Here is a 23,136-nt window from a genome sequence, read left to right on the forward strand (position 1 = left end):
GCTTCAGCCGCCGAGCGCCACGTTCTCCAGCACGCCCAGCGCGTCCGGGACGAGCACGGCGGCGGAGTAGTAGGTGCTCACCAGGTAGTTCGTCATGGCCTGGTCGTTGACGGCCATGCGCTTCACGGTGAGGCTCGGCTCCACCTCGTCGGGGATGCCCGCGTTGTGCAGGCCCACCACGCCCTGGTCGTCCTGACCGATGCGCATGGCGAGGATGGAGGTGGTGTTCTCCCGGCTGATGGGCAGCTTGTCGCACGGGAGGATGGGCACCCCGCGCCACGCCTGGAACTTCGCCCCGCCTACGTCCACGACCGTCGGGTACAGGCCGCGCTTGTTGCACTCCCGGCCGAACGCCGCGATGGCACGGGGGTGGGCCAGGAAGTAGCGCGTCTTGCGGCGGCGTGTCAGCAGCTCATCCATGTCGTCCGGCGTCGGCGGACCCGAGCGGGTGTTGATGCGCTGCTTGAGGTCGGCGTTGTGCAGCAGGCCGAACTCCGGGTTGTTGATGAGCTCCCACTCCTTGCGCTCCTTCAGCGCCTCGATGGTCAACCGCAGCTGCTCCGCGGTCTGGTTCATCGGGTCGTTGAAGATGTCCGACACGCGGGTGTGCACGCGCAGGATGGTCTGCGCCACGCTCAGCTCGTACTCGCGCGGCTTCAGCTCGTAGTCCACGAAGGTGCCGGGGAGCACGGGCTCGCCGTGGTGACCGGCGGCCAGCGCGATGGCGGACTGGCCCGCCTTGTCCTGGGGCTTCTTGAGGTTCGCCTGGTAGCGCGCCACGTGCGCCTTGAGCGCCGGGGACTGGTTGATGAGGGACTCGAACACATCCTGCGGCAGCGCCATCACCGTGCAGGCCGTGACGGCCTTGACGGTGAAGGGCCACACGTCGTTCGACTCCACCACTGCCTGGTCACCGAAGTGGTCGCCGTCCGCCAGCGTGTCCAGCACGACGGGGTCGCCGTACTTGCCGGCCTTCAGCTTCTGCGCCTTGCCGTGGGCGATGAGCATCACGTGCTCGGCGGACTTGCCCGCCTCCACGATGTTCTCCCCGGCCTTGTAATGCTTCTGGGTGAAGCGGCCCGCCAGGGTGCGGATGAGCAGGTCATCCACGTCCTGGAAGCCCCGCATCAGCGGCAGCTTGAGCAGCTCCTGGGGGATGATCTCCACCTTGGCGCCGATGTTGCTGAAGTTCAGCCGGTCATCGCCCACGGTGTACGTCAGCCGCCGGTTCACGCGGTACGTGCCGCCGGACACCTGCACCCAGGGCAGGATGTTCAGCAGGTAGCGGGGCGAGATGCCCTGCATCACCGGCTGCGTCTTGGTCGTCGTCGCGAGCTGGCGCGCACCCGCCGTGCTGAGGCTGGTGCCCTCGTGCGCCGCTACGTCCTTCTGTGAAGTCGTCATGGAAGAGCCTTCCCGTGATGGACGGACGAGGAACTACGAGCGGCCCAGCTCCACGCTCTCCAGGATGCCCAGCGCGTCCGGCGTCAGCACCGCCGCGGAGAAGTACGCCGTCACCAGGTAGTTCATGATGGCCTTCTCGTTGATGCCCATGAACCGGACGTTCAGGCTGGGCTCGATCTCATCCGGGATGCCCGCCTGGTGCAGGCCGACGACGCCCTGGTTCTTCTCACCCGCGCGCATCAGCATGATGGACGTGGTGCGCGACTCGCTGATGGGCAGCTTGTTGCAGGACACGATGGGGATGCCGCGCCACGCGGGCACCATGGTCCCGTTCATGTCGGTGCTGGTGGGGTAGATGCCGCGCTTGTTGCACTCCTGCCCGAACGCGGCGATGGCGCGCGGGTGGGCCAGGAAGAACGACGGCTCCTTCCACACCGTGGCCAGCAGCTCGTCCATGTCGTCCGGCGTCGGCGCGCCGGAGCGGGTGTGGATGCGCTGCTTCAGGTCCGCGTTGTGCAGCAGGCCGAACTCACGGTTGTTGATGAGCTCGTGCTCCTTGCGCTCCTTCAGCGCCTCCACCGTCAGACGCAGCTGCTGCTGGGTCTGGTTCATGGGGTCGTTGAAGAGGTCCGCGACGCGCGTGTGGATCTGCAGCACGGTCTGCGCGATGGCCAGCTCGTACTCGCGCGGGTGCGTCTCGTAGTCCACGAAGGTGCCGGGGAGCACGGGCTCGCCGTGGTGGCCGGCGGCCAGCTCGATGGCCTTCTGGCCGGACGTGTCCTGCTTCTTCTTGGAGCGGGCCTTGAAGTTGTCGATGTGCTTCTGCAGCGACGGCACCTGCGCCACGACCGCCTCGAAGGCGGACTGCTGCAGGACCAGCGCGATGACCGGCGTCACGGCCTTCGCCGTGAACTGCCAGTAGTCCTGCGACTCCAGCAGCGCCTGGTAGCTGTAGTGGTCGCCGTCCGCCAGCGTCTCCAGCACCACCGGCTCACCGTACTTGCCGGAGCCGACGCGGTTCACCTTGCCGTGGGCGATGAGGACGATGGAGTCCGCTTCCTTGCCGGCCTCGGTGATGACCTCACCGGCCTTGTACTCCTTCTGCTCGAAGCGGTTGGCCAGCGCGGTGAGCGCGTCCACGTCCTCGTAGCCGCGCAGCAGGGGCAGCTCGCCCAGCTCCTGCGGAATCACCTGCACCTTGGCGCCGGTGCTGGTGAAGGTGACGCGGCCGTCACCCACCGCGTAGGTCATGCGGCGGTTGACGCGGTACGTACCGCCAGACACCTGCACCCACGGCAGCAGCTTGAGCAGCGTCCGCGAGGAGATGCCCTGCATCTGCGGCTCGGACTTGGTCGTCGTCGCCAGCTGACGCGCCGCCTGCGTCCCGAGGCTCTGGTTGTTGTCGTCGAACTTCTTGATGTCGTTGGACATGGATCACCCTTTTCCAGGTTGAAGAATCAAAAGGCTTCGGACTGCGGTTGAGCTCAAGGCTTGCCGGTGCGGAACAGCTCGGCGATGCGCATCGCGGACTTGCCCAGACCGGAGACGTTCCCGGTCTTGAACTTGGGCGCTGCGTCGTGGGTCAGCTCGGTCTCCGTGTAGCGGGTCACCTCCGCGTGCCACCGGGGGATGCCCGCCATCCACTGCTGGAGCTGCTCCACGTACTTGTTCAGCTTCTCCTGCGCCTCCGCATCCAGGGCGAAGGTGCGGATGACCACCGGCAGCTCCTTGGCCACCAGGTGCTCGAACTGCTTCATGCGCGCGGTCATCAGCTGATTGACCGTGAGGACAGCGGTGTCCTTGTCCACGCCCAGGAACTTCTGGACCACGAGCACGCAGTTGTTGAGCTCGCCCTCGAACTCGATCTCCTTTTGATAGGAGAAGAGGTCGTTGACGAAGCAGGCGTAGTCCGCGGCGGAGTTCTCCAGCCCGCGCAGCGTGCGGGTGTTGAAGACGTCCTCCGGCACCGCGTCGCCCTTGGAGAGGCGCGACAGGCTCATGGTGAGGTCCGAGCCGAACGTCTTGCGGCGCATCTCCACGTAGTCCACGGGGTCCGGCACGCGGTTGACGATCTGGTTGTTCAGCTCCCACACCCAGCTGTCCGTCATGTCCTGGATGGCCTTGCGGAACAGCGTGCGGCCGCGCGCCGACAGCGGGCCGGCGGTGCGCTTCCACAGGTCCACCAGGCCCAGCTCCACCGGGTTGGTGGGCACCGCGGCGTTGGCGGCCTCCACGTCATCCGGCATGAACTGGCCCAACCGCGCGGTGAACATCTTCGCGCCCGCCATGTCCCGCGTGTTCGCGTAGAGCATGGGGAAGTAGTCGTCCGCGTAGGTGCCCCAGACGAGCCAGCACGCCGTCAGGTCCAGCTGCTCCGGGGTCGCGTCCGGGTGGATGTACGCGCCGCAGAGGGCCACGTCCGCCGCGTCGAACTTGTGGTCGTCCCAGACGTAGAACCCCACGACGGGAACCACCTCCAGCATGCCCACCCGCCGCGCCCACTCCTTGGAGTGCTTGCGCGCGCGGTCCAGGTGCGGGCTCAAGTACGTGCTGTACGGCATGTAGAACTTCGGCAGCTTCGTGGGGCCCACGTGCTGGCGGGGCACGTGGCTCAGGGAGCGGGAGCGAGGCCCCAGTCCCAGCCCGCCGGGCGTCAGCGGAATCCGCAGCGCGGAGGTGCCCAGACCGGAGGGCACGGGGATGGACAGCGCCGGCCGCTCCTCCGAGTGCTGGTTCATGTAGCGGTTGGAGCGCATGTGCCACTCGTGGCCGCCGGACTGCCAGTCCTGGAGTCCGCGCAGGTACGTGAGCACCTGCGCCTGCTCCACCGGGTTGAGCCCGTACTCCGCGAACAGCCACGGCAGCTCCGTGGCGAACGTGGTCTCGAACTGCTGGAGCCGCGACGTCAGCAGGTCGTTGACCAGGTCCGCCGCGCGCTGGGTGTCACAGTCGAGGAACGTCTCCACCACCAGCACGCCGTTGGAGAGCTCGCCCTCCTCCAGGATTTCGCGCTCGTAGGAGAACAGGTCGTTGCGCAGGTGCACCGCGTCCGAGAACGTGTCCTTGAAGACGCGCATCGGGCGGCTCTTCACGACGCGGTCCGGAATCTCCGCGGCGACGGCGTGCTCCACCAGGTCGGACGACCAGGGCGCGCCGCCCACCTTGCGGCGCATCTCGATGTACTCGATGGGGTTGGAGATGCGCGCCTCGCTGATGTTCTCGATCTCCCACATCGATTCATCGAGCAGGTGCTTGGTGTTCTCGAAGAAGCGCTTGCGCCACTCCATGGACATGGACGGCACGGTGCGCTGCCACAGGTCCCAGAGGGCGCGCTCCACCGGGTTGACCGGCTCCGGCGGCGGGAACATGTCCAGCGGCATGAACAGCGGCAGACGATCCAGGTAGGCCTGCCCACCCGCCACGTCGCGCGAGTACTTGAAGACCTCCAGGAAGTGGTCGTCGAAGTAGAAGACCCAGACGTACCAGTCCGTGATGAGGTCCAGCTCCGGGCTCGGCGCCTCCGGGTGCGTGTACGCACAGAGCAGCGCGTAGTCCATGCCGTCGAAGCGGCGCTCGGACCAGACCTCGCGGTCCGTGCCATCCCGCGGCGGTCCCAGGATGCCCATCTGGTACGACCACGCCTTGGTGTGCGCGCGGGCCGCTTCCAGGTTCGGGTTCAGCCGCGCCGGCCACGGCACGTAGAACTCCGGCAACTGGAATGGCTGCTTCTGCTTCCCCTTGGACATCTCCACCCCTCGTTGGACCCCAGGCGACTAGTACTGTCGTTCAGTGTCCAACTCCACGCCTATCAGACCCTGCCGGAAAACTGGATTAATCCGGCGAATAAGAGGGCGCGGGGATGGGAGATGACCCGCCCCCGGGTCACTGGCGGGAACCCGGTGATGGGGGGTGTTTCCGCCAGCGACGGGGGCTGTTAGCGGCGCGTGGAGCGGCGCGACGGGCTCTTGCGAGCCGTCGTCTTGCGCGCGGACTTGCCACGGGCGGACGTCTTGCGTGCGGTACGTCCGGCGGCGGCGCGACGGGCCGGAGCCTTGCGGGCGCCGCGCTTCGCGGTGGCCTTCTTCGTCGTACCGCGCTTCGCCGTGCCGCGCTTCGCGGTGGCCTTCTTCGCGGTGCGCTTGCCCGCGGCCTTCTTCTCGGTGGTGCGCTTGGAGGTCGCCTTCTTCGCGGCCCCCGTGCGGCGGGACGACGCCTTGCGAGCGCCGGAGGAACGGCGGCGCGACGTCCTGGCGGGCGTCGCCTCACCGACCGGCAGGATCGTGTTGGACGACGGGGTCTCGTTCGGGTCCTGCATGTTCGACTCGGCGTGCATCAACAACCTCCAGGGATGACGACCCTGCAAGGGTAAGCGCAACCGCCGGAGTTGCATCCATGCCCCCCTGCGCAGATGCACGCCACCTGACGAATGCGCGAGGCCGAGAATCCGGCCCCGGAGCGCACGACGCTCGCGAGCCGCTAAGCCGCGCCCTTCAGGAACGCGGCCAGCTTCTCGTACGCCACGGCCAGCGGAGGGATGGGCGCGCTCTCGTGGAGCTGGTGCGCCTGCGCCGTCTCACCCGGTCCGAAGTTCACCGCGTCCACGCCCCACTCACCGAAGCGGGCCACATCCGTCCACGCCTGCTTCGACGCGGCGGGCAGCCCCGTGAGCGACATCAGCCGCTGGAACAGCGGGTTGCCCGCGGCCACCGGCCCGCTGGGGGACGCGTCCGTGAACTCCACCTCCGCGCGGCCCGCCACCAGCGCCAGCACGTCCTCCTTCGCTTGCGCCACGCTCTTGCCCGGCGCGAAGCGGTAGTTGAGGTTCAGCTCGAACGCCTCCGGCACCACGTTGCGCGCCCGGCCGCCCTTGGCCAGCGTGGCGCTCATGACTTCATAGAAGGGGAAGCCCGCGACGTTGACCTCCACGCGCTCGCGGCCCAAGAGCTCCGTGAGCAGCGGCCCCGCCTTGTGGATGGCGTTCTCCCCTTGCCACGGCCGGGCGGAGTGCGCGCTGCGCCCCGTGAAACGGACGGTCACCTGCATGCTGCCGACGCAGCCCACCTGCACCACGCCGTCCGTGGGCTCCATGGCGATGCCGAACTTCACGTGGGAGAGGTCCGGCCGCTTCGCGTACAGCGGGATGAGGCCGCTCTCCGCGTAGGCGCCCTCCTCGCGCTCGTACAGGAGGAAGGCCACGTTGACGGGCAGCGCGTCGCGCTGGAGGTCCTCCGCCAGCGCCATCATCACCGCGACGCCGCCCTTCATGTCGGACGCGCCCAACCCGTGCACGCGCTCCCCTTCGATGCGCGGCACACGGCCTACGTCCCCGGGGTGCATGGGCACCGTGTCCAGGTGGCCGATGAGCGCCACCGTGGGCCGGGGGTCCTCCAGCGAGCCCAACAACAGCGTGTGTCCGACGCGGAAGACCTCCTCGCGGCGGAAGTGCTTCAGCGCCCAGCCTTCCACGTGGTCCGCGATGGGACCCTCGTAGCCAATGGGGCTTTCAATGCGACACAGCTCGAGCGTCGTCTGGGCGAGTCGGGTGGCGAGGTCGGTGGAGGACATGCGCGAAGCACCATACTCCCCGCCCGGGCCCGGGACATCGTCCCGTCAGGCGCCGTCCGCCAGGTCCTCGAAGGACGTCACGCCATCCAACACCGAGACGCAGATGCACGCGGGGCCCTGCAGCGCGGTGAAGTCGTGCAGCGAGCCGTCCGCCTTCTCCAGCTCGTCCCCGGGCCATACCTCGTGGCCGGAGTCCTCGCGGAAGCCGCCCTCCAGCACCAGGTTCCACTCGCGGCCCAGGTGCGTGTGACGCGGGTAGCGGGCGCCGGGCTGGAGGCGCACGATGGCGGCCATCATCCCCTCGCGCGCCGGGCCCGTCTCCACCGGCATCAGCTCCACGCCCTCCACCGGGCCGGGCATCCAGTTGGACGGCTCCGACATGGACTCCAGCAGCTCTCGGGCCCGAGCCTCCGCCACGTCCAGGAGCGCGGCGACCTTCCCGGCCTGGCGGGCGAAGCGGCCGGGCCCCTCCATCTGCTCCATCAGCCGCTGGAGCGATTCGGCGGGGGGCGCCACCGGCTCCACGAGCGCCCCCAACGCATCCACGGCGGGCGTCAGCCGGGTCAGCTCCGCCCGGCAGTGCGCACAGCCGTCCAGGTGCCGTGCCGCGGCGTCGCGCCGGGCCGGCTCCAGGGTCCCGAGCAGCCACTCGGGGAGGATGTCGTCGAGGTGTTCCATGCTCTCCTGAAAACGACGCGGACGTAACAAGTCGCGTAACAACTCCTATACGCGACCCCGCCCGCGCCGGATTTGTCGCAGGCTCACACCGCGACGGCGAAGTCCCGCAGGGCGGAGTTGAGGCTGGTCTTCTGGTCGGTGGACGCCTTGCGCTGCCCGATGATGAGCGCGCACGGGACCATGAACTTCCCGGCGGGGAACTGCTTCTCCCGCATGCCCGGAATCACCACGCTGCGCGCCGGCACGCGGCCCTTGTGGATGACCTCCTGGGTCCCGGTGACGTCGATGATCTGCGTGGACGCGGTCAGCACCACGTTGGCGCCGAGCACCGCCTCCTCCTCCACCACCACGCCCTCCACCACGATGGAGCGGCTGCCCAGGAAGGCGCCGTCTTCGATGATGACCGGAGACGCGGTGGGCGGCTCGAGCACGCCGCCCAGGCCCACGCCGCCCGACAGGTGGACGTTGCGGCCCACCTGCGCGCACGAGCCCACCGTGGCCCAGGTGTCCACCATGGTGCCCGCGCCCACCCGCGCGCCGATGTTCACGTACCCGGGCATCACCACCGCGCCCCGCTCCACGAAGGCGCCGTAGCGCACGGTGCCCGGCGGCACCACGCGCACGCCCGCCGCCTCCAGGCCCTTCTTCAGGGGCACCTTGTCGTAGAACTCGAAGGGGCCCACCTCCATCACCTTCATCTCCGACACGGCGAAGAACAGGAGGATGGCCTCCTTCACCCAGGCGTTGACCCGCCAGCCTTCCGGGCCCTTCTCCGCGACGCGCAGCTCCCCGGTGTCCAGCCGCGCGAGCGTCTCGTGCACCGCCGCCACCGTGTCCGCGTCCTTCAGTTTCGCCCGGTCCGCGAACGCCGCGGACACCCGCTGGGAGAGCTCTTCGAGGGATGTCGCCATGACGCCGGGTTGAATCACACTTCAGGTGTCCGCGCCCTCCTCAATGTCCACCGCCGGACGGCCTCACGCGTGCGACGGTTCGAGCCCCAGCGCCAGGGGCAGGGTCTGTGTCGGGATTTCTCCGTGAAACATGGCGTCCGCGTGAGTCAGCGGGCCCGTGCCTTCCTTCAGGATGACGGCGCCCTGGAGCACCCTGCCCACGGCGGACAGGGGGGCCTCCTTCCAGTGGCGATGACGGACGAAGGGCGAGCGCCGGACGTAGAGGTGCTCCTGGCCGATGAGGGCCACGTACCCCAGGAGCTTCCCGTCCGCCGAGCGGACGCGCATGCCGCTGATGATGGAGCGCCGTTCGGACGGCGTGTCGTCGAAAGCCATCGGTCGTCTCCTCCTGTGCGCCGGAAAGGTGGGGATGGCCTGGCGGCGCCGCGAGCCGCCCGCCCCTTCGCCGGGCCCCTGCCCGCCCGGTCCCTCCGGGAGCGGAAGGGTTCCGTCGGCCGGCCGGGAGCCCGTCCGGCCCCTCGTGCCCCGGTTTCCCGCGCCCGGAAGATGCGCTCCCGTTAGCGTGCGCCCGCCATGACGACCCCTGTCTTCCCTCCGCTGCGCGCCGCCTATGAACCGGAGTCCTTCCGGGCCACCGCCCACGCCTTGATGGATCAGCTCGCGGACTACCTGAAGGCCGCGCTCGCCGGGGGCGAGATGCCGGTGCTGCCCTGGGCGCCGCCCGCGGTGAACCAGGAGCGCTTCGCCACGGCCTTCCCGGAGGAGCCGGCGCCAGAGCTTTCACAGGCCTTCGCGTCACTGATGGCGCGCGTGCTGGAGGGTTCGCACCACCTGCACCACCCGCGCTACGTGGGACATCAGGTGACGGCGCCCGTACCGCTGGCCGCGCTGTGCGATGCCGTGTCGTCGCTGCTCAACAACGGCATGGCCGTGTACGAGATGGGCCCGGTCGCCACCGCGATGGAGCACCACGTGCTCGCATGGATGGCGTCGAAGCTGGGCCTGCCTTCCAGCGCCCGGGGCGTGCTCACCTCCGGCGGCAGCGCGGGCAACCTCACCGCCCTGCTCGCCGCCCGTCAGGCGAAGGCCGGCTACGACGCGTGGAACGGCGGTGCACACGCGGGCCCGCCCCTGACGGTGCTGGTCCCCCGCTCCGCCCACTACTGCCTGGCCCGCGCGGTCCGCATCATGGGCTGGGGCGAGGGCGGCCTCACCCCGGTGGACGTGGACGACCACTTCCGCGTGCGGCCGGACGCCCTGGAGGACGCGCTCGCCCGGGCCACCCGCGCGGGGCGCAAGGCCATCGCCGTGGTGGCCAGCGCGGGCTCCACCGCCACCGGCGCGTTCGACCCGCTGGAGCCCGTGTCGGACTTCGCGCAGAAGCACGACCTGTGGTTCCACGTGGACGGCGCGCACGGGGCCGCGGCGTCCCTGAGCCCGAAGTACCGCGCGCAGGTGAAGGGCATCGAGCGGGCGGACTCCGTGGTGTGGGACGCGCACAAGGGGCTGCTCATGCCCGCGCTGGTGACGGCCGTGCTCTTCCGCGACGGCGCGCGCTCCTTCGACGCCTTCTCCCAGGAGGCCCACTACCTCTTCCACGGCGACGGCGACGACGCGCGCCCCTACAGCGACGTGGGCCTGCGCACGCTGGAGTGCACCAAGGAGATGATGCCCCTCAAGGTCTACGCGTGCCTGTCCGTGCTGGGCACGCGCGTTTTCGAGGAGGCCGTCACCGCCTCCTACGACCAGGCCCGGCGCTTCGCGGGGATGCTCACCGCCGCCCCGGATTTCGAGCTGGCCCTGGAGCCCGACTGCAACATCGTCTGCTTCCGCCACACCCCCGCGCACGTGCCGCCGGAGGGCTGGGACGCGCTCCAGGTCCGCCTGCGTGAAGCGCTGGTCTCCCGTGGAGATTTCTACCTGGTGCAGACGCGGCTGCCCCGGGGCGTGTACCTGCGCACCACGCTCATCCACCCGCTCACCGGGGACGCGGACCTGGAAGCCCTGCTGGCCGCGCTCCGGAGCGCGGCCCGGCCCTGAATTTTGTGTGCAAGGGAGTCGCCCTGGCGGGGGAAATGCGATAGGGCGGGGCCGCCATGCTCGTCTCTCTCGTCATCCCCGTCTACAACGAGATTCCCACCCTGGCGGAAATCCTCCGGCGCTGCATCGCCGTGGACTTCCCCAAGGAGCTCGTCCTGGTGGACGACTGTTCCAAGGACGGCAGCCGCGAATTCCTGCGCCAGCTGTCCGAACAGGGCCTGGAGGTCCTGGGGGGCTCGCCGAAGAACCGGAACGAAATCCGGGTGCTCTTCCAGGAGAACAACCAGGGCAAGGGGGCCGCGCTGCGCCGGGGCTTCGCCGAGGCCACGGGGGACATCGTCCTCGTGCAGGACGCGGACCTGGAATACGACCCCCGGGACATCCCCCGGGTCATCCAGCCCATCCTGGACGGCGACGCGGACGTCGTCTTCGGCAGCCGCTTCATCGGGTCGCCACGTCGGGTGCTGTACTACTGGCACACCGTGCTCAACAACCTGCTCACCACGCTCTCCAACATGACGAGCGGGCTGAACCTCACGGACATGGAGACCTGCTACAAGGCCTTCCGCGCGGAGGTCATCCGCTCCGTGCACGTGGAAGAGGACCGGTTCGGCTTCGAGCCCGAAATCACCGCCAAGGTGGCGCGCGGCAACTGGCGCGTCTTCGAGGTGCCCATCAGCTACCATGGGCGCACCTACGAGGAGGGCAAGAAGATTGGCTGGAAGGACGGCGTGCGCGCCCTCTACGCCATCGGGAAGTACTCGCTGAAGCGCTGAGAAGCCCGGACGTCCGCCCGGCTGCTGGCCTGGGGAGGACGCGGGTTGGGGTCCTTCAGGAAAAGCGCGGTCCGAATGCGGACAAGGGAACAGACGGGCGGGTGCGGTTGGTTGTCCAGCGAGCGGCGCCCTGAGAGGGGCTCCGGCTTTTCTTCCTCCGTATTGCGGCGCGTAGTAGTTTCGACAACGCACTCCGTCTGAAGGGCGGAGAGTTTCCCGACCCTTCCGAAAGTTTCCGTCCCCGTATGTTCGACTGGCTCCACACCCTGTTTTCGCGCGACCTCGCCATCGACCTGGGTACGGCGAACACGCTCATCTACATCCGCGGCCAGGGCATCGTGTCCAACGAGCCCTCCGTCGTGGCGGTGCAGCAGGACTCGCGCGGCGGCAAGAAGGTGCTCGCCGTGGGCAAGGAGGCCAAGGAGATGCTCGGCAGGACGCCGGGCAACATCGTGGCCATCCGGCCCATGAAGGACGGCGTCATCGCCGACTTCGAAATCACCGCCGCGATGCTGCGCTACTTCATCCAGAGCGCGCACAACCGCAAGACGCTGGTGAACCCGCGCATCATCATCGGCATCCCGTCCGGCATCACGGAGGTGGAGCGCCGCGCGGTGCGTGAGGCGGCCGCCAACGCGGGCGCGCGCGAGGTCTACCTCATCGAGCAGCCCATGGCCGCGGCGATTGGCGCGGGCCTGCCGGTGACGGAGCCCAGCGGCAACATGATTGTGGACATCGGCGGTGGCACGTCCGACGTCGCGGTCATCAGCCTCGCGGGCATCGTGTTCGCCAAGTCCGTGCGCATCGGCGGCGACAAGCTGGACGAGGCGATCATCCAGTACGTCAAGCGCAAGTACAACCTGCTCATCGGTGAGCGCACGGCGGAGCTCATCAAGATGGGCATCGGCACGGCGTACCCGACCGACGAGGTCATGACCATGGAGATCAAGGGTCGCGACCTGGTGGCCGGCGTGCCGCGCACGCTGACGGTGTCCAGCGACGAGGTGCGAGACGCGCTCGCGGAGCCCGTCAACGGCATCGTCGAAGCGGTGAAGCTGACGCTGGAGCGCACGCCGCCGGAGCTGGCCGGTGACATCGCCGACAGGGGCATCGTGCTGGCCGGTGGCGGCGCGCTGCTCAAGAACCTGGACACGCTGCTGCGCGAGGAGACGGGCCTGCCGGTGTTCCTCGCGGAGGACCCGCTGTCCGCCGTGGTGATTGGCGCGGGCAAGGCGCTGGAGTCGTTGGACATCCTCCGCCAGGTCTGCCAGCCGGGCTGAGGTTCCCCTCCCCCGCTGCACCGTGACGGCGCCGGACCCGGTTTCAGGGGTCGGCGCCGTTCGCGTTTCTACGGCGTCGTCGTGGCGGCGGTCCGGGGAAGCGGCAGCCCCGTGGGTCTGACGATGCGCGCCTCGCAGTTGGGGCGGCGACCCTCCCGGTCGTCCTCCTGGCGGGCCTGCTCTTTCACAAGGTCACCCCTCAAGAGGATGCCCTGGGGCAGGGACTGCTCCACCTTCGTGTCCATGCAGGCGTCGAACGCGCGCCGCATCCAGGGGCCGGCGGCGCGGACCGAGAAGCCCCCCAGCGCGTCCATGCGGGCAAGACCGTCCAACCGCTCCGTGAACACCGGATAGCCCTCCTTCGCCTCGCGCCGGGCGTGGACCAGGGTGGCGGCGGCGCGCAGGCCCGGGGGCAGGCGGTGGAAGTCCGGTCCCGGGACGCCCGAGACGGACAGGACGTGGTTTCGCAGCGGTTCGCGCGCGAGCATCAGCGGCAGCGAGACACTGAAGAGCCGTTTCCCAAAGGCATCGCCGGTGCGCGTGAACTCCAGGGCGAGCAGCGCGAGGATCTCCGGATCCAGTCGGGGCAGCACGACCAGGGGGTCTCCGTCGGCCTCTTTCAGCGCGCGCTTCGGATCCACCAGCACGTCCCGGGTGAGGCGCAGCATGGAGCGGTCCTCGGGGGACGCCAGCGCGGCGAGCTCCGCGTCCTTCGGCGAGCGCTGTCCGGTGAGCAGGTCCAGCAGCAGCATCCGCGCCGGCTGCCGCGCGAGGTCGGCGGGAATCCAGTCGCGCATCACGTAGGACGTGTGCTCGGGCCCGGCGGCCTCCGCCGTGCGTCCGGCCAGCACCAGGAAGTCCCAGGTCCTGCGGCGCGGGTCCTGGCCGTAGCGGCGCACCAACCCCGTGGCCGCGTCTCGCAGCCGCGCGCGCAAGAAGATGCGCACGTCCAGCTCCAGCGCCTCCAGTGTCTCCGGCGGGTGCTTCTCCACGAAGGGCTTCAACAGCTCCGCCGTCTGGACCTCGTACGGCGGACGTCCGACGTCGTTCCCCCGGCCCGCGTCCGACGGGTGCTCCAGCTCGAAGCGCCACCGCGCCTCCAACCACGCGCGGGTCACGTCGGGCGAGTCCGGGAAGCGCGCCGCCAGCTTCGAGTAGGCGTCGACGGCGTCCGCGGAGCCCAGGTCCGGCGGGCTCGCGCGCTGCAGGTAGAGGGCCGCCAGCGGTGAGTCCGGATGCTGCTGCGCGTGCTCCGCGTAGCGTGCGCGGGCCTGGGCCCCCTGGCCGATGTGGCGCATCAACGACAGCGCCAGCGCTTGCGCGGCCGGGTCCTCCTGCCAGGTGTGCATCAGCATCGCCGCGAAGTCGCGCGTGTTGCGCCAGCGCAGGTCGGCCGGCAGGTTCGTAGGCACCTGCGTGTCCACGAAGAGCCATGCGCGCGCGGCCATCTCCCGCGCGACGGTATTGCCCGGCTCCACCTCCGCCACGGCGGACGCCACGCGGCCCGCGGCCTGCCAGCGCCCCTCTTCCGCGTAGAGGCGCGCGGCGGACTCCCACTTCGCGGACTGCACTGAGAGCTGTTCGCCCGGCTGGAGCACCGAGGCGATCTCCGGAAGGGACCTGGCGTAGGGGCCCGCGGAGACGACCCCTTCCTCCGGGACCGCCTCCAGCATCGCCGCGCCCTTCACGTTGTAGAGGATGTGCTCGCCCTGGACCGGAAGTGTCACGTCCTCGATGACGGACTCCTGGCCGGGCCAGGTCGTCACCGCATGGAGCGGTCCATCTCCCATCCTCACGCGCCCCTGCTCCTGCGTCCCGGGCGCCACCACCCAGTGCTCGCCGCCGATGCGCACGTCCACGGGGCGCGACAGACCGTTGACGACCGTCACGGCGCGCATGCTGCGCGCGTCCAGCCACACCGCGCCCAGACCCACCAGGCCGCAGAGCCCCAGCGCCACCCCAGCCAGGGACACCGCGCGGCGGCGCGACCTGCCCGGCGAGGGCGGCACCTGCCCGATGACCTGGAGCGGAGCCTTGCCGTCCGCGCGCACGAGGTAGCCCTCCAGGGGCCACACCGGAACGCCCAGCACCGTCACCGTGCGCTCGGCGACGAAGGGGGCGTTCGGGGCGGCGTCGCGAGGAGGCACGCCCCTCCACCGGACACCCGTCCCCAGCACGGAGGACGCGGACGGCGGACGGGCGGCGATGACGAAGGCGCCCCGGTCCTCCACCTGCGAAGCCAGCAGCTCTCGCGTGGGCCCGGGCGGCTCGTGCTCCAGCCGGCGCAAGAGCACCGCGTGCACCGCCCACGCATCACCCCGCGCGAGCGCCTCCGACAGTGCGGCATCCGGCAGGAGCTCCGCCAGACGCGGCGCGCGCTCCAGCAAACCGCTGGGGTCCGTGACAGGGACGAGGGACATGGCCCGCATTCAACCGGGACCCGGCGGGGGGAAGGCAAGCCCCCGAGCCCTGAATCCGGTCAGCCCATGGCCCGAAGCGGCCAGGCCACGAATGCCTTCGACCTCAAGAGGGCCACCAGCATCCATCGTCGCGCCGGGCCTCAAGGCCTGAAGGCTGCCTCCACCGATGAGCAGGTAAGAGCCCTTCCGAGCCCCCGGCGGCGGCGCGCGGCCAAAACCTGTCCGACTGTCGGACCGCTTTGGACCACCGCATCCAGGGTCCCCGACACCCGAGCCGAGAAATCCTGTCCGACTGTCGGACAAGTTCGGGGCAACCGCGGCCAAGACCTCCATCCATCCGGCCAGCGGAAACCTGTCCGACTGTCGGACAGCTTTGGACCATCTTGGTTGGCGGGCCTCCGCTCAATCCGAGCGCGGAATCCTGTCCGACTGTCGGACAGCTTTGGGCCACCGTGGATGGCTGAGAGCCTCCGCCATCCGAGCCGAGGAAACCTGTCCGACTGTCGGACAAGTTCGGAGACAACCGCGGCCAGGGGAGCACCGCATCGGGCCAGTGGAAATCCGCTGGACCGGTTCGTTCGGTGCGCCACTGGCGGGGTGCGGCATGCCACTTGCCTTGAATCCCGTCAGGCCATTGTCCGAAGCTCCCACGCCATGGGCGCCTTCGACCTCGTGATCATCTCCGTCATCGTCGCGCTCGGCCTGGGGCGCTTCCTCGTGACGCGCGACCAGCGCCGCGCGCCGCCTCCGGAGGCCGAGCCGCGCAAACCGACGCCGCAGCGCATCGCCGGTCGAGTCCTGCTGGGGTACGCCTACGCGATGACGCTGTTCACCCTGGTCCGCTTCTTCCTCAGCCGGATGTGACGGGGGCTGGCTTGCGCCCCATCCCGAGCACGCTTGATGCTTTCCCCCATGAACCCGTGGCTCGTGTCGGGGGTGGTGTCCTTCGCGCTGGGGGCATACCTGCGCCGCCGGGATGAACGCGGCCCCACGAAGGGTGTCATCGACCGGCGGCACCTGACGCCGCTGCAAATCACCTACAGCCTGCTGTTCGCGTATCCGTTCTGCGCGGCCTACACCGCCCTGAACCTGTACCTGGGCCCCTGAGCGCACGAAGCGCCCGGGGCCCGAGGTCCCGCCCGGGCTTCAGTGCTTGCCGTACTCCAGCTTCACGCCCTTGCGCTGCGCATAGATGTACGCCTCCATCGCGCGCATCTTCGGATCGCCGTCCGCCAGCGGCTTGCCTCGCACCGGGTTCTCGATGCACCAGTTGATCATGTCGCGCAGCAGCGCCACGCGGCCCAGCTGCACCTGGTACTTCGGGTAGGTCTCCGGGTGGGTGTTGGCCGCGTCCGGATGGCACATGTCGCACGACACGCCCACCGTGCCGCCCAGCGCGTCCGCGTCGTGGAACACGCGGTGGCCCTCCTTCACGGCCGCCTGCACGGAGTCCGCCCACACCTGCTCGTCGCGCTCGGAATACGCGCCGTAGGTGTGGCCCGTCTGGAGGTTGGCCTTCTGCTGCTGGGGCACGGCCTTGGCGCCCGTCTCCGCGCCCACGCCGCCCTGGCGCACGTCGTTGCCCGAGGGCTTCGAGCCGGGGTTGGGTTGGGGCGCGGGCGTTGGGGACTTCTTCGTGGCCGGGGGCGCGGCCTGCGCCAGCACCGGGCCGGGCACGTCGTCCCAGTTCGCGTCCGGGTTCTTCTTGCGCCAGTCATCCATCAACTGCGCGGTGGCGGTGATGGCCTGGGCGCGGGTGAGCTTCTGGCCGTCCTTCACGCCTTGCACTTCCATGGACGTCTCACCGTCGCACAGGCCCAGCACCAGGTTGCCGTCCTTGGACGCGGGCAGGACGTGCTTGGGGAGCGGTTCGGCCTTCGACTCCGGGGACGTGGCGAGCGCCACGCCGCCGGCGAAGGACAGGGCCGCGCACGGGACCACGAGCAACTTCATTCGCAGGTTCATGGGAGGGAGTTCCTCTTCCGGTCCTAGTAGGTGGGCAGCTTGGGCTTGGGGGGCGCGGACTGCTTGCCACCGGAGCCCAGGTAGCTGGCGCGCACGGTGATGGGGTCGCGCTGCCAGAGGTTGTAGACCTTGTCCACGAGCCCCGACTCCAGCACGTCCATGCGGCCGTCACCGCAGCCGTCGAACTGGCTGAACGGATCCGCGCGGTTCATGGGCACCGTGAGCGAGGGCAGGCCTTCCGGCGCGTACGGCCACGGCCACGCGGTGGACAGCATCCCGTGGAAGGAGATGTTGCCAATGCGGTTGCTGAGCAGTTGGTGCGTGTGTCCGTGGATGACGGTGACCTTCTCGTACGGCTTGAGGATGGCCTGCACCTCGTCCGCGTCGTCGGTCCAGAAGTTCCAGGGCTTGTAGTACTTGTAGAGCGGCGAGTGGCTGAAGACGATGACGGGCGTCGTCTTCGCCACCTTGGCCAGGTCGTTCTGGAGCCACTGGCGCTGCTCGGCGCCGACCTCGAAGCGGGACTGGATGCCATTGTCCAGGCCGGCGACGATCTTCATGCGCTCCATGGGGGAGAGCTTCCGCTCCGTCCAGAAGTCCTTCTCCAGGATGGAGTTGAGCACCACGAAGTGCACGCCCTTGTGGTCGAAGGAGTAGTTGGGCGCGCCGAACAGGTCGCGCCACAGCTCGCCCATGTCCAGGAACCAGTCGTGCTCGCCCACCATCATCTTGATGGGGGCCTTCACGGACTTGAGGATTTGGGCGCCCAGCTTGAGCTCGCCGGCCTGGCCCAGCTGCGCCAGGTCTCCGCCGAAGAGGACGAAGTCCGGCTGGGGGTCCAGCGCGTTCACGTCATCCACGGCCTTGAGGATGGCTCGCACGAAGCGGTCGTTGAGCTTGTTTTCATACAGGTGCGTGTCGGAGATGTACGCGAAGGAGAACTTCGGCTTCTCTCCCTGCGCCTCCGCCACGTTGACCAACTGGAAGCTGTTGGGCGTGAGCTTGCCCATGCCCGCGACAATGCCAGCGGAGATGCCGGCGACGCGCATGAAGGCGCGGCGGTCCAGCTTCCTCAGGCCCTCGAAGAAGGCGTCGCGTTCGGCGTAGTGCTTTGTCTCGATGCTCTGGAACTTGTTTGCCATGGCGCGCCTCCGTTACCGCTGCTTGGTGTTCGTCACCGGGGTGACGTCGCCGTAGAAGCCCAGGTCCGCCGGGTTCTTCACGTTCAGGTCCGGGTTCGGAGCCAGGTCGCCCAGGTTGCCCTTCTTGCCCAGGGCGATGGCGTTGTCCCGCTCCGGCCGGGTGTTCTTCCGGGCGCGCTGCTTCGCCAGCTGCTCCTTGTTGAGCTTGTCGAACTTCGTGTCCGTGAGGGTGAAGAGGAACGCCACCAGGTCGTCGATTTCCGGCTCCGTGAGCCCCAGCCGCTGCATCCCCCCGTCGAGGTAGGGATTGGCCACGCCGCCCTTGTTGTAGTGGTCCATCACGTCCCACAGCGTGGTGAGCGACCCGTCATGCATGTACGGGCCGGTGATGCCCACGTTGCGCAGGATGGGCGTCTTGAACGAGCCCACGTCGTTCTCCTGCTTGGTGACGAGGAAGCGGCCCAGCTCGGAGAACTCCGAGTTGAGCGCCAATTCGTCGATCTGCTTCTCGTCGCCGGTGCGGACCACCTGCACGCCCTTGCGCGCCAGGGTGACGAAGTCCTGCTTGTGCGCGGCGACGCCGATGTTGTGGAACTTCTGGTCGCTGAACAGCGGAGAGACGGCGTTGCCCGCGTGGCAGGAATTGCAGCGCGCCTTGCCGTTGAAGAGCGCCCAGCCGTTCTTCTCCGACGCGGTGAGCGCCTTGCTGTCGCCCGTGATGAACTTGTCGAAGCGCGCGTCGCCGGAGAACTGCATCCGTTCGAACGCGGCGATGGCGACGGCCAGGTCGTCGAAGTTGGGCTCGCGGCCGAACACCTTCTGGAAGTCGGTGACGTACTCGGGGATGCCGCGCACCTTCTTCACGACGGTGTCCGGGTCCGGCATGCCCATCTCACGCGGGTTGAGGATGGGCAGCTTCGCCTGGTCCTCCAGCGTGGCCGCGCGGCCGTCCCAGAACTGGGTGGCGTTGAAGAGGGCGTTGAGGACGGTGGGGCTGTTGCGCGCCACCTTCTGCTGCTTGACGCCTTCTGACAGCGGCTTGCCGTCGGTGAAGCCCAGCTCCGGCTCGTGGCACGTCATGCAGGCCACGGTGTTGTCCACCGACAGGCGCTTTTCCCGGAAGAGCTTCTCGCCCAGCGCCACCCGCTCCGGCGTGGGCTCCATGCCCTTGGGGACCGACAGCCGCCACAGCGTCGCGGAGACGCCCGGCGGCAGCTGCGGCGGTGTCGCGTTCGCGGATTGTGAAGGGGGAGGTGCTGCCAGTCCCACGCCGGAGTTGAGCACCACGGCGAGCATCGTGACGACGCCCGAGGGCAGCCGCATGAACGCCTCCTACCCGTTCTCTGGAGCCGCGGCGGGACATCCGCCCGGGTCCGAGGCTGGTCCGGGCATTTCACGCAACCCGTGAGAACTGTTCAACGGTCCCTCGGTCCAGGGGGAGGGCGAGTGTCTGGGATTGGAACGTCAGACGTCACGCTCCACCCACCGAGACAAGGAAAGACACGCACGGGCTTCATTTTTCCGCCCGTGCGCGTCCCGAGCCTGCGTCAGCGGACCCTTCCGTCGGAGTCCGCGATGCCAGCCCTCTTCAGCACGGCCAGCAACGGGTTCTTGCCGTCCGTGAGGAGGACGGGGATGTCCTGCTCCCCGAACCGGACGGTGCCCCTGCCCGGCGCCCCCTCGTCCAACTGAGCGCCGGGGAGCGCCATCAGCATGTCGAAGCTGGACCTGGACGTGACCACCATCCCCTTGAGGTTTCCCTCGAGGGGGACGCTCTGCCAGTGCAGTTGCTCGTTGTTCGCCTGGGGGCTCCTGCCGCTCACGGTCGCATTGAAGGCGCTGTTGCGGGCCGACTCGGTCTGGCAGCGCCAGAGGGGAGCGCGGCCGAGGGGATCGTTACTGGGGAGGCCCCGTTGATGCACGACGGTCGAGCCCGGGACCTTGCCCATGTTGTCCGTGGAGGACGCCCGCCAGCCGTGGGCGGGGTTCTCCAGCACGGCGGTGCTGAGGATCATCTGCACCTTGCTGTCATTGCTTCCCACGCCGCTGCCCTGGGCCTTCCAGGAGGTCTGCTCGATTCCCACCGCGCGCGTGTAGACGGCCAGCGCTCCGCCGCCGTTCTTGTCCGCGGTCCGCGAGTAGATGCCGTCCTTGCCCAGCCGGGTGTAGGCGGAGTTGAGCTGGCCCTGCAGGAGGGCGGTCTGCACGTGCTCCGGGGAGATGCCATGGGTGAGGCAGGCGGCGTCGTCCAGATTGAGGGCCGTCTGACGTCTCGGATCCGCCGGGGCCAGCGCAGGGCAGCGGCCCTGCTCATACCGGACGCCGTTGCTGCTCGCGGCCAGCGTGGCGACGGGCGCCGGACTGGTGAAGGTGCTGACGCCCTGGTGGGATTGGACGGCGGACGGGGTGCTGGCCCGGGGCGAACGGGGCCCGTCGTCCGGGCGGGAGGTGTCGCGAGCGCTGGCCGGCGGGTTCACCGACTCGGGGCTCATACCCTGGCTGGCGACGATTGAGAGGGGGGGAGGCGTCCTCGGAGAGGTCGCGGGGGAACGAACTCCTTCCGGACGCGGCGTGGAGGATGGATTGGCGGACTTGGGAACCAAGGGCATGGTGGCGAGGATCCAATCTCCGGAGGGGACGGGGATGACTGGGACTCCGTCCATTCTACGCCACCCCCTGTCTCGGACCGCGTCCCCCCTCCGTCACCCCAGCCGCACCGGGACGTCTTGAGCTGGGGGCCAACCCCCTCCGTCCTGTTGGAGCCAGGAGGCCGGGCCGTATGCTGCACGGAGCTCCCGGACCGAGGCTCACGCGAGGCTCGCGACGGCCCGACCCACGAGTTCAAGGCTCCGGAACGCGCAGGTCGCGTGAGCGCAGCAACATGGCGGACGCCGTCGCGGGGGCGAGCACCGACGCGATGATGATGCTCCAGTCCCACGGCCCCCGCGCCCTGGCGGCGTTGAAAGCCAACGCCTGCACCAATGTCAGACAGGCATCCGCGGTGGTGAGCCGCCCCAGCAGCGTGGCCAGCCCGTCGCGCCAGCAGCGCAGGAGCAGCAGCAGGCCCGCGATGAGCCCCACGTCGAACACCACCCAGCCGTGCTGCACCCACGGCGAGGGGAACCAGTGCGCGCTCATGGGCAGCGCGAGCAGCACCGTCCACGGCACCAGCAGCGCCGTCAGCGCACGCACGAAGAAGCGTGGCCGGCGCAGCAGCGTGACGAGCCCGAACTTCACCAGGCTTCCTCGCGCGAAGGCCCGGAGCGCGTCGTAGATGGCCCACGGCGCTGGCTCGTCCTTCGGGTGGGACAGATAGAGCGTCACCCACGCGTCGGGGCGGAACTTCGCCTTGAAGGAACGCAGGCCCTCGAAGTCGAACAGCGGGCGCCCGGCGCTGCGCGCGAACCGCAGCCACGGCCGCACCGGGCCCGCGAGCGGCGCCAGGCCCAATGTCACGTACTGGCGCCCGTTCAACGCGGCGGCGCGCATCGCGGCGTCCACCAGCGTCTCCGCCGTGCCGTTGGGCGCGGTGGGCTCGCGCAGCAGGTCCTGGAGGAACCAGCCGTCGCGCGCGTACACGGGCGTCACCGACAGGAAGCCCACCACGCGGCCCTCCACCTCCGCCACGAAGGCGCGGCGCTCGCGAGCGAAGGCACCAGGGGCCAGTCCCACCAGGAAACCCATGGTCGCCATGCGGCGCGACGCGAGCCAGTGCTCGGCAAGCACCTCCACCGCCGCTCGCAGCGGGTGGCCTTCCGTCTCCATCACCTCCGCGGGCACCTCGCGCACGCGCACGCCGTGGGAGCGCGCGCGGCGGAGCTGTTCGCGCAGGCTGCGGCTGCCCTTCACCACTGATTCCCATTTCGTCGGGTCCCACACCGGCTGCTCGCCAATGGGCAGCTCCTCGAACGGGACGAGGCGGGAGAAGCGCGACTCCGTGGCGAAGAAGCTCACGCGCTTGCCCGCGCTCCGGGCCGCCTGGTGGAAGGCCTCCACCACGTCGTGCACGCGCTCATGCGAGGCGATGGGACCGCCTCCCGCCACCCACGCGCCGCCCGTGTCCACGTAGGCGATGCACCCGTCCCCCTCCGGAGAGAACCAGTACTGGAAGCCCGGCTGCAGCACCTGGAAGGACGTCGCGTTCCAGCCGTGGTGCTTGAGCAGCGCCAGCACCCGCTCGCGCGGGTCGCCTGCGGGGTCCTGGTGGGGGTCGGCCATGGTGTTTGCGTTCAAACTACGTCCCATGGCGCACCCCCGCCAGCCAAAGCCGCCCGAGGAGACAAGGCCCTCCTGGAGGGACGGGCTGTGAGGAAGTGCACCGCCCCCGGGTGGAAGTGCACGGGGAATGGATCCAATCCGGCCGCTCCCACGCACTACAGGAGGACGTCCTTGACGGGGAAATCAGGGCCGGAGCCGGGCCCCCATGGGGCGGCCCTCCCATGGAGGGGCCCGGCTGTAGTACCGCGGCGACGGTCCCTCCTCAGGAACCGTCGTCCTCCGCGTCGTCCCCGCCGCTGTCCGCGGGAGCCCGGCCGAGCAACTGGTCCACCTCCGCGTGCGCGCTCTCCGCCTGCGCCGCGCTGATGCGCTTGTAGGTCTTCAGCGCGTCCACCACGTGGTGCGCGTGCTTCCACAGCGCTCGGGAACCACTGGCCGGCGAGCGCTTGCGCGGGGACGGCAGCATCGCGGCCAGCACCGCGCCCTGCGCCACGGAGAGTTGGGACGCGGACACGCCGAAGTGCTCCCGCGCTCCCGCCTCAATCCCATACACGCCGTTCCCCCACTCCACCACGTTGAGGTACAGCGTCAGGATGCGCTGCTTCGTCAGCGCCTCCTCCAACCGGTGCGCCAGCACCAGCTCCTTCAGCTTGCGCACCAGGCTGCGGTCCGAGGACAGCCATAGGTTCTTGGCCAGTTGCTGCGTGAGCGTGGACGCCCCCCGCCCCAGCTCCCCC

General features: G+C 69.3%; 20 protein-coding genes. 5 read left to right on the forward strand and 15 right to left on the reverse strand.

Going from position 1 to position 23,136, the window contains the following annotated elements:
- Window positions 1-3: 3 nt before the first annotated feature.
- The 8 genes from D7Y11_RS12830 to D7Y11_RS12865 all read right to left on the reverse strand — a co-directional run bounded on the left by D7Y11_RS12830 (window position 4) and on the right by D7Y11_RS12865 (window position 8,933).
- Complete coding sequence (locus tag D7Y11_RS12830) at window positions 4-1,404, reverse strand: family 2B encapsulin nanocompartment shell protein (RefSeq protein WP_120575643.1); 1,401 nt, start codon at window positions 1,402-1,404, stop codon at window positions 4-6.
- 33 nt (window positions 1,405-1,437) lie between these two features.
- Window positions 1,438-2,835 (reverse strand): family 2B encapsulin nanocompartment shell protein, encoded by a 1,398-nt coding sequence (locus tag D7Y11_RS12835; protein WP_126933839.1) that lies wholly within the window; start codon window positions 2,833-2,835, stop codon window positions 1,438-1,440.
- A gap of 53 nt (window positions 2,836-2,888) precedes the next feature.
- The gene (locus D7Y11_RS12840) at window positions 2,889-5,150 is read right to left on the reverse strand and encodes a family 2 encapsulin nanocompartment cargo protein terpene cyclase (protein WP_126933840.1); all 2,262 of its coding nucleotides are present in this window, start codon (window positions 5,148-5,150) and stop codon (window positions 2,889-2,891) included.
- 188 nt (window positions 5,151-5,338) lie between these two features.
- A complete protein-coding gene (locus tag D7Y11_RS12845; RefSeq protein ID WP_120575646.1) occupies window positions 5,339-5,737 on the reverse strand; it encodes a cell envelope biogenesis protein TolA in 399 nt (132 codons plus the stop codon).
- A gap of 143 nt (window positions 5,738-5,880) precedes the next feature.
- Window positions 5,881-6,969: a succinyl-diaminopimelate desuccinylase gene (dapE, locus tag D7Y11_RS12850; protein WP_121754085.1), complete on the reverse strand. Its 1,089-nt coding sequence runs from the start codon at window positions 6,967-6,969 to the stop codon at window positions 5,881-5,883.
- A 45-nt stretch (window positions 6,970-7,014) separates the two neighbouring features.
- On the reverse strand, window positions 7,015-7,647 hold the full coding sequence (locus D7Y11_RS12855; RefSeq protein ID WP_121754086.1) for a cupin domain-containing protein: 633 nt from the start codon (window positions 7,645-7,647) through the stop codon (window positions 7,015-7,017).
- An 83-nt stretch (window positions 7,648-7,730) separates the two neighbouring features.
- Window positions 7,731-8,558: a 2,3,4,5-tetrahydropyridine-2,6-dicarboxylate N-succinyltransferase gene (locus D7Y11_RS12860; RefSeq protein WP_126933841.1), complete on the reverse strand. Its 828-nt coding sequence runs from the start codon at window positions 8,556-8,558 to the stop codon at window positions 7,731-7,733.
- 63 nt (window positions 8,559-8,621) lie between these two features.
- Complete coding sequence (locus D7Y11_RS12865; RefSeq protein ID WP_121754087.1) at window positions 8,622-8,933, reverse strand: hypothetical protein; 312 nt, start codon at window positions 8,931-8,933, stop codon at window positions 8,622-8,624.
- 198 nt (window positions 8,934-9,131) lie between these two features.
- On the opposite strand from D7Y11_RS12865, the gene D7Y11_RS12870 reads away from it, so the two are divergent.
- The 3 genes from D7Y11_RS12870 (at window position 9,132) to D7Y11_RS12880 (ending at window position 12,654) form a co-directional block, all read left to right on the forward strand.
- On the forward strand, window positions 9,132-10,598 hold the full coding sequence (locus tag D7Y11_RS12870; RefSeq protein WP_120575651.1) for an aminotransferase class I/II-fold pyridoxal phosphate-dependent enzyme: 1,467 nt from the start codon (window positions 9,132-9,134) through the stop codon (window positions 10,596-10,598).
- A 56-nt stretch (window positions 10,599-10,654) separates the two neighbouring features.
- The gene (locus D7Y11_RS12875; protein ID WP_120575652.1) at window positions 10,655-11,374 is read left to right on the forward strand and encodes a glycosyltransferase family 2 protein; all 720 of its coding nucleotides are present in this window, start codon (window positions 10,655-10,657) and stop codon (window positions 11,372-11,374) included.
- Window positions 11,375-11,619: 245 nt separating this feature from the next.
- Entirely contained in the window at window positions 11,620-12,654 is a 1,035-nt protein-coding gene (locus D7Y11_RS12880; RefSeq protein WP_014400170.1) for a rod shape-determining protein, read from the forward strand.
- 68 nt (window positions 12,655-12,722) lie between these two features.
- Here D7Y11_RS12880 and D7Y11_RS12885 read toward each other — a convergent pair whose 3' ends face one another.
- On the reverse strand, window positions 12,723-15,074 hold the full coding sequence (locus tag D7Y11_RS12885; protein WP_126933842.1) for a hypothetical protein: 2,352 nt from the start codon (window positions 15,072-15,074) through the stop codon (window positions 12,723-12,725).
- A 654-nt stretch (window positions 15,075-15,728) separates the two neighbouring features.
- Here D7Y11_RS12885 and D7Y11_RS12890 point away from each other — a divergent pair.
- Both D7Y11_RS12890 and D7Y11_RS12895 read left to right on the forward strand, forming a co-directional pair.
- Window positions 15,729-15,938: a hypothetical protein gene (locus D7Y11_RS12890; protein WP_126933843.1), complete on the forward strand. Its 210-nt coding sequence runs from the start codon at window positions 15,729-15,731 to the stop codon at window positions 15,936-15,938.
- A 48-nt stretch (window positions 15,939-15,986) separates the two neighbouring features.
- Window positions 15,987-16,181, forward strand: coding sequence for a hypothetical protein (locus tag D7Y11_RS12895; protein ID WP_120575655.1), 195 nt, complete (start codon window positions 15,987-15,989; stop codon window positions 16,179-16,181).
- A 39-nt stretch (window positions 16,182-16,220) separates the two neighbouring features.
- Here the strand turns inward: D7Y11_RS12895 and D7Y11_RS43815 are convergent, their stop codons facing one another.
- From D7Y11_RS43815 to D7Y11_RS12925, 6 genes are all read right to left on the reverse strand, one after another.
- Window positions 16,221-17,039: a c-type cytochrome gene (locus D7Y11_RS43815; protein ID WP_172814243.1), complete on the reverse strand. Its 819-nt coding sequence runs from the start codon at window positions 17,037-17,039 to the stop codon at window positions 16,221-16,223.
- 23 nt (window positions 17,040-17,062) lie between these two features.
- Complete coding sequence (locus D7Y11_RS12905; RefSeq protein WP_120575656.1) at window positions 17,063-18,181, reverse strand: metallophosphoesterase; 1,119 nt, start codon at window positions 18,179-18,181, stop codon at window positions 17,063-17,065.
- A 12-nt stretch (window positions 18,182-18,193) separates the two neighbouring features.
- Window positions 18,194-19,504, reverse strand: coding sequence for a cytochrome-c peroxidase (locus D7Y11_RS12910; protein WP_120575657.1), 1,311 nt, complete (start codon window positions 19,502-19,504; stop codon window positions 18,194-18,196).
- Window positions 19,505-19,728: 224 nt separating this feature from the next.
- Window positions 19,729-20,658 carry a hypothetical protein gene (locus D7Y11_RS12915; protein ID WP_121754089.1) on the reverse strand — a complete coding sequence of 310 codons (930 nt, stop codon included), beginning with the start codon at window positions 20,656-20,658 and terminating at the stop codon, window positions 19,729-19,731.
- 364 nt (window positions 20,659-21,022) lie between these two features.
- Window positions 21,023-22,399, reverse strand: a complete 1,377-nt coding sequence (locus tag D7Y11_RS12920; protein ID WP_233607274.1) for a bifunctional lysylphosphatidylglycerol flippase/synthetase MprF — start codon at window positions 22,397-22,399, stop codon at window positions 21,023-21,025.
- Between the two features lie 262 nt (window positions 22,400-22,661).
- The coding region (locus tag D7Y11_RS12925) for a biosynthetic peptidoglycan transglycosylase (RefSeq protein ID WP_199753725.1) at window positions 22,662-23,136 on the reverse strand (475 nt) is incomplete at its 5' end.

Origin of the sequence: Corallococcus sp. AB018 (assembly GCF_003986945.1) — a bacterium.
Taxonomy (GTDB): domain Bacteria; phylum Myxococcota; class Myxococcia; order Myxococcales; family Myxococcaceae; genus Corallococcus; species Corallococcus exiguus.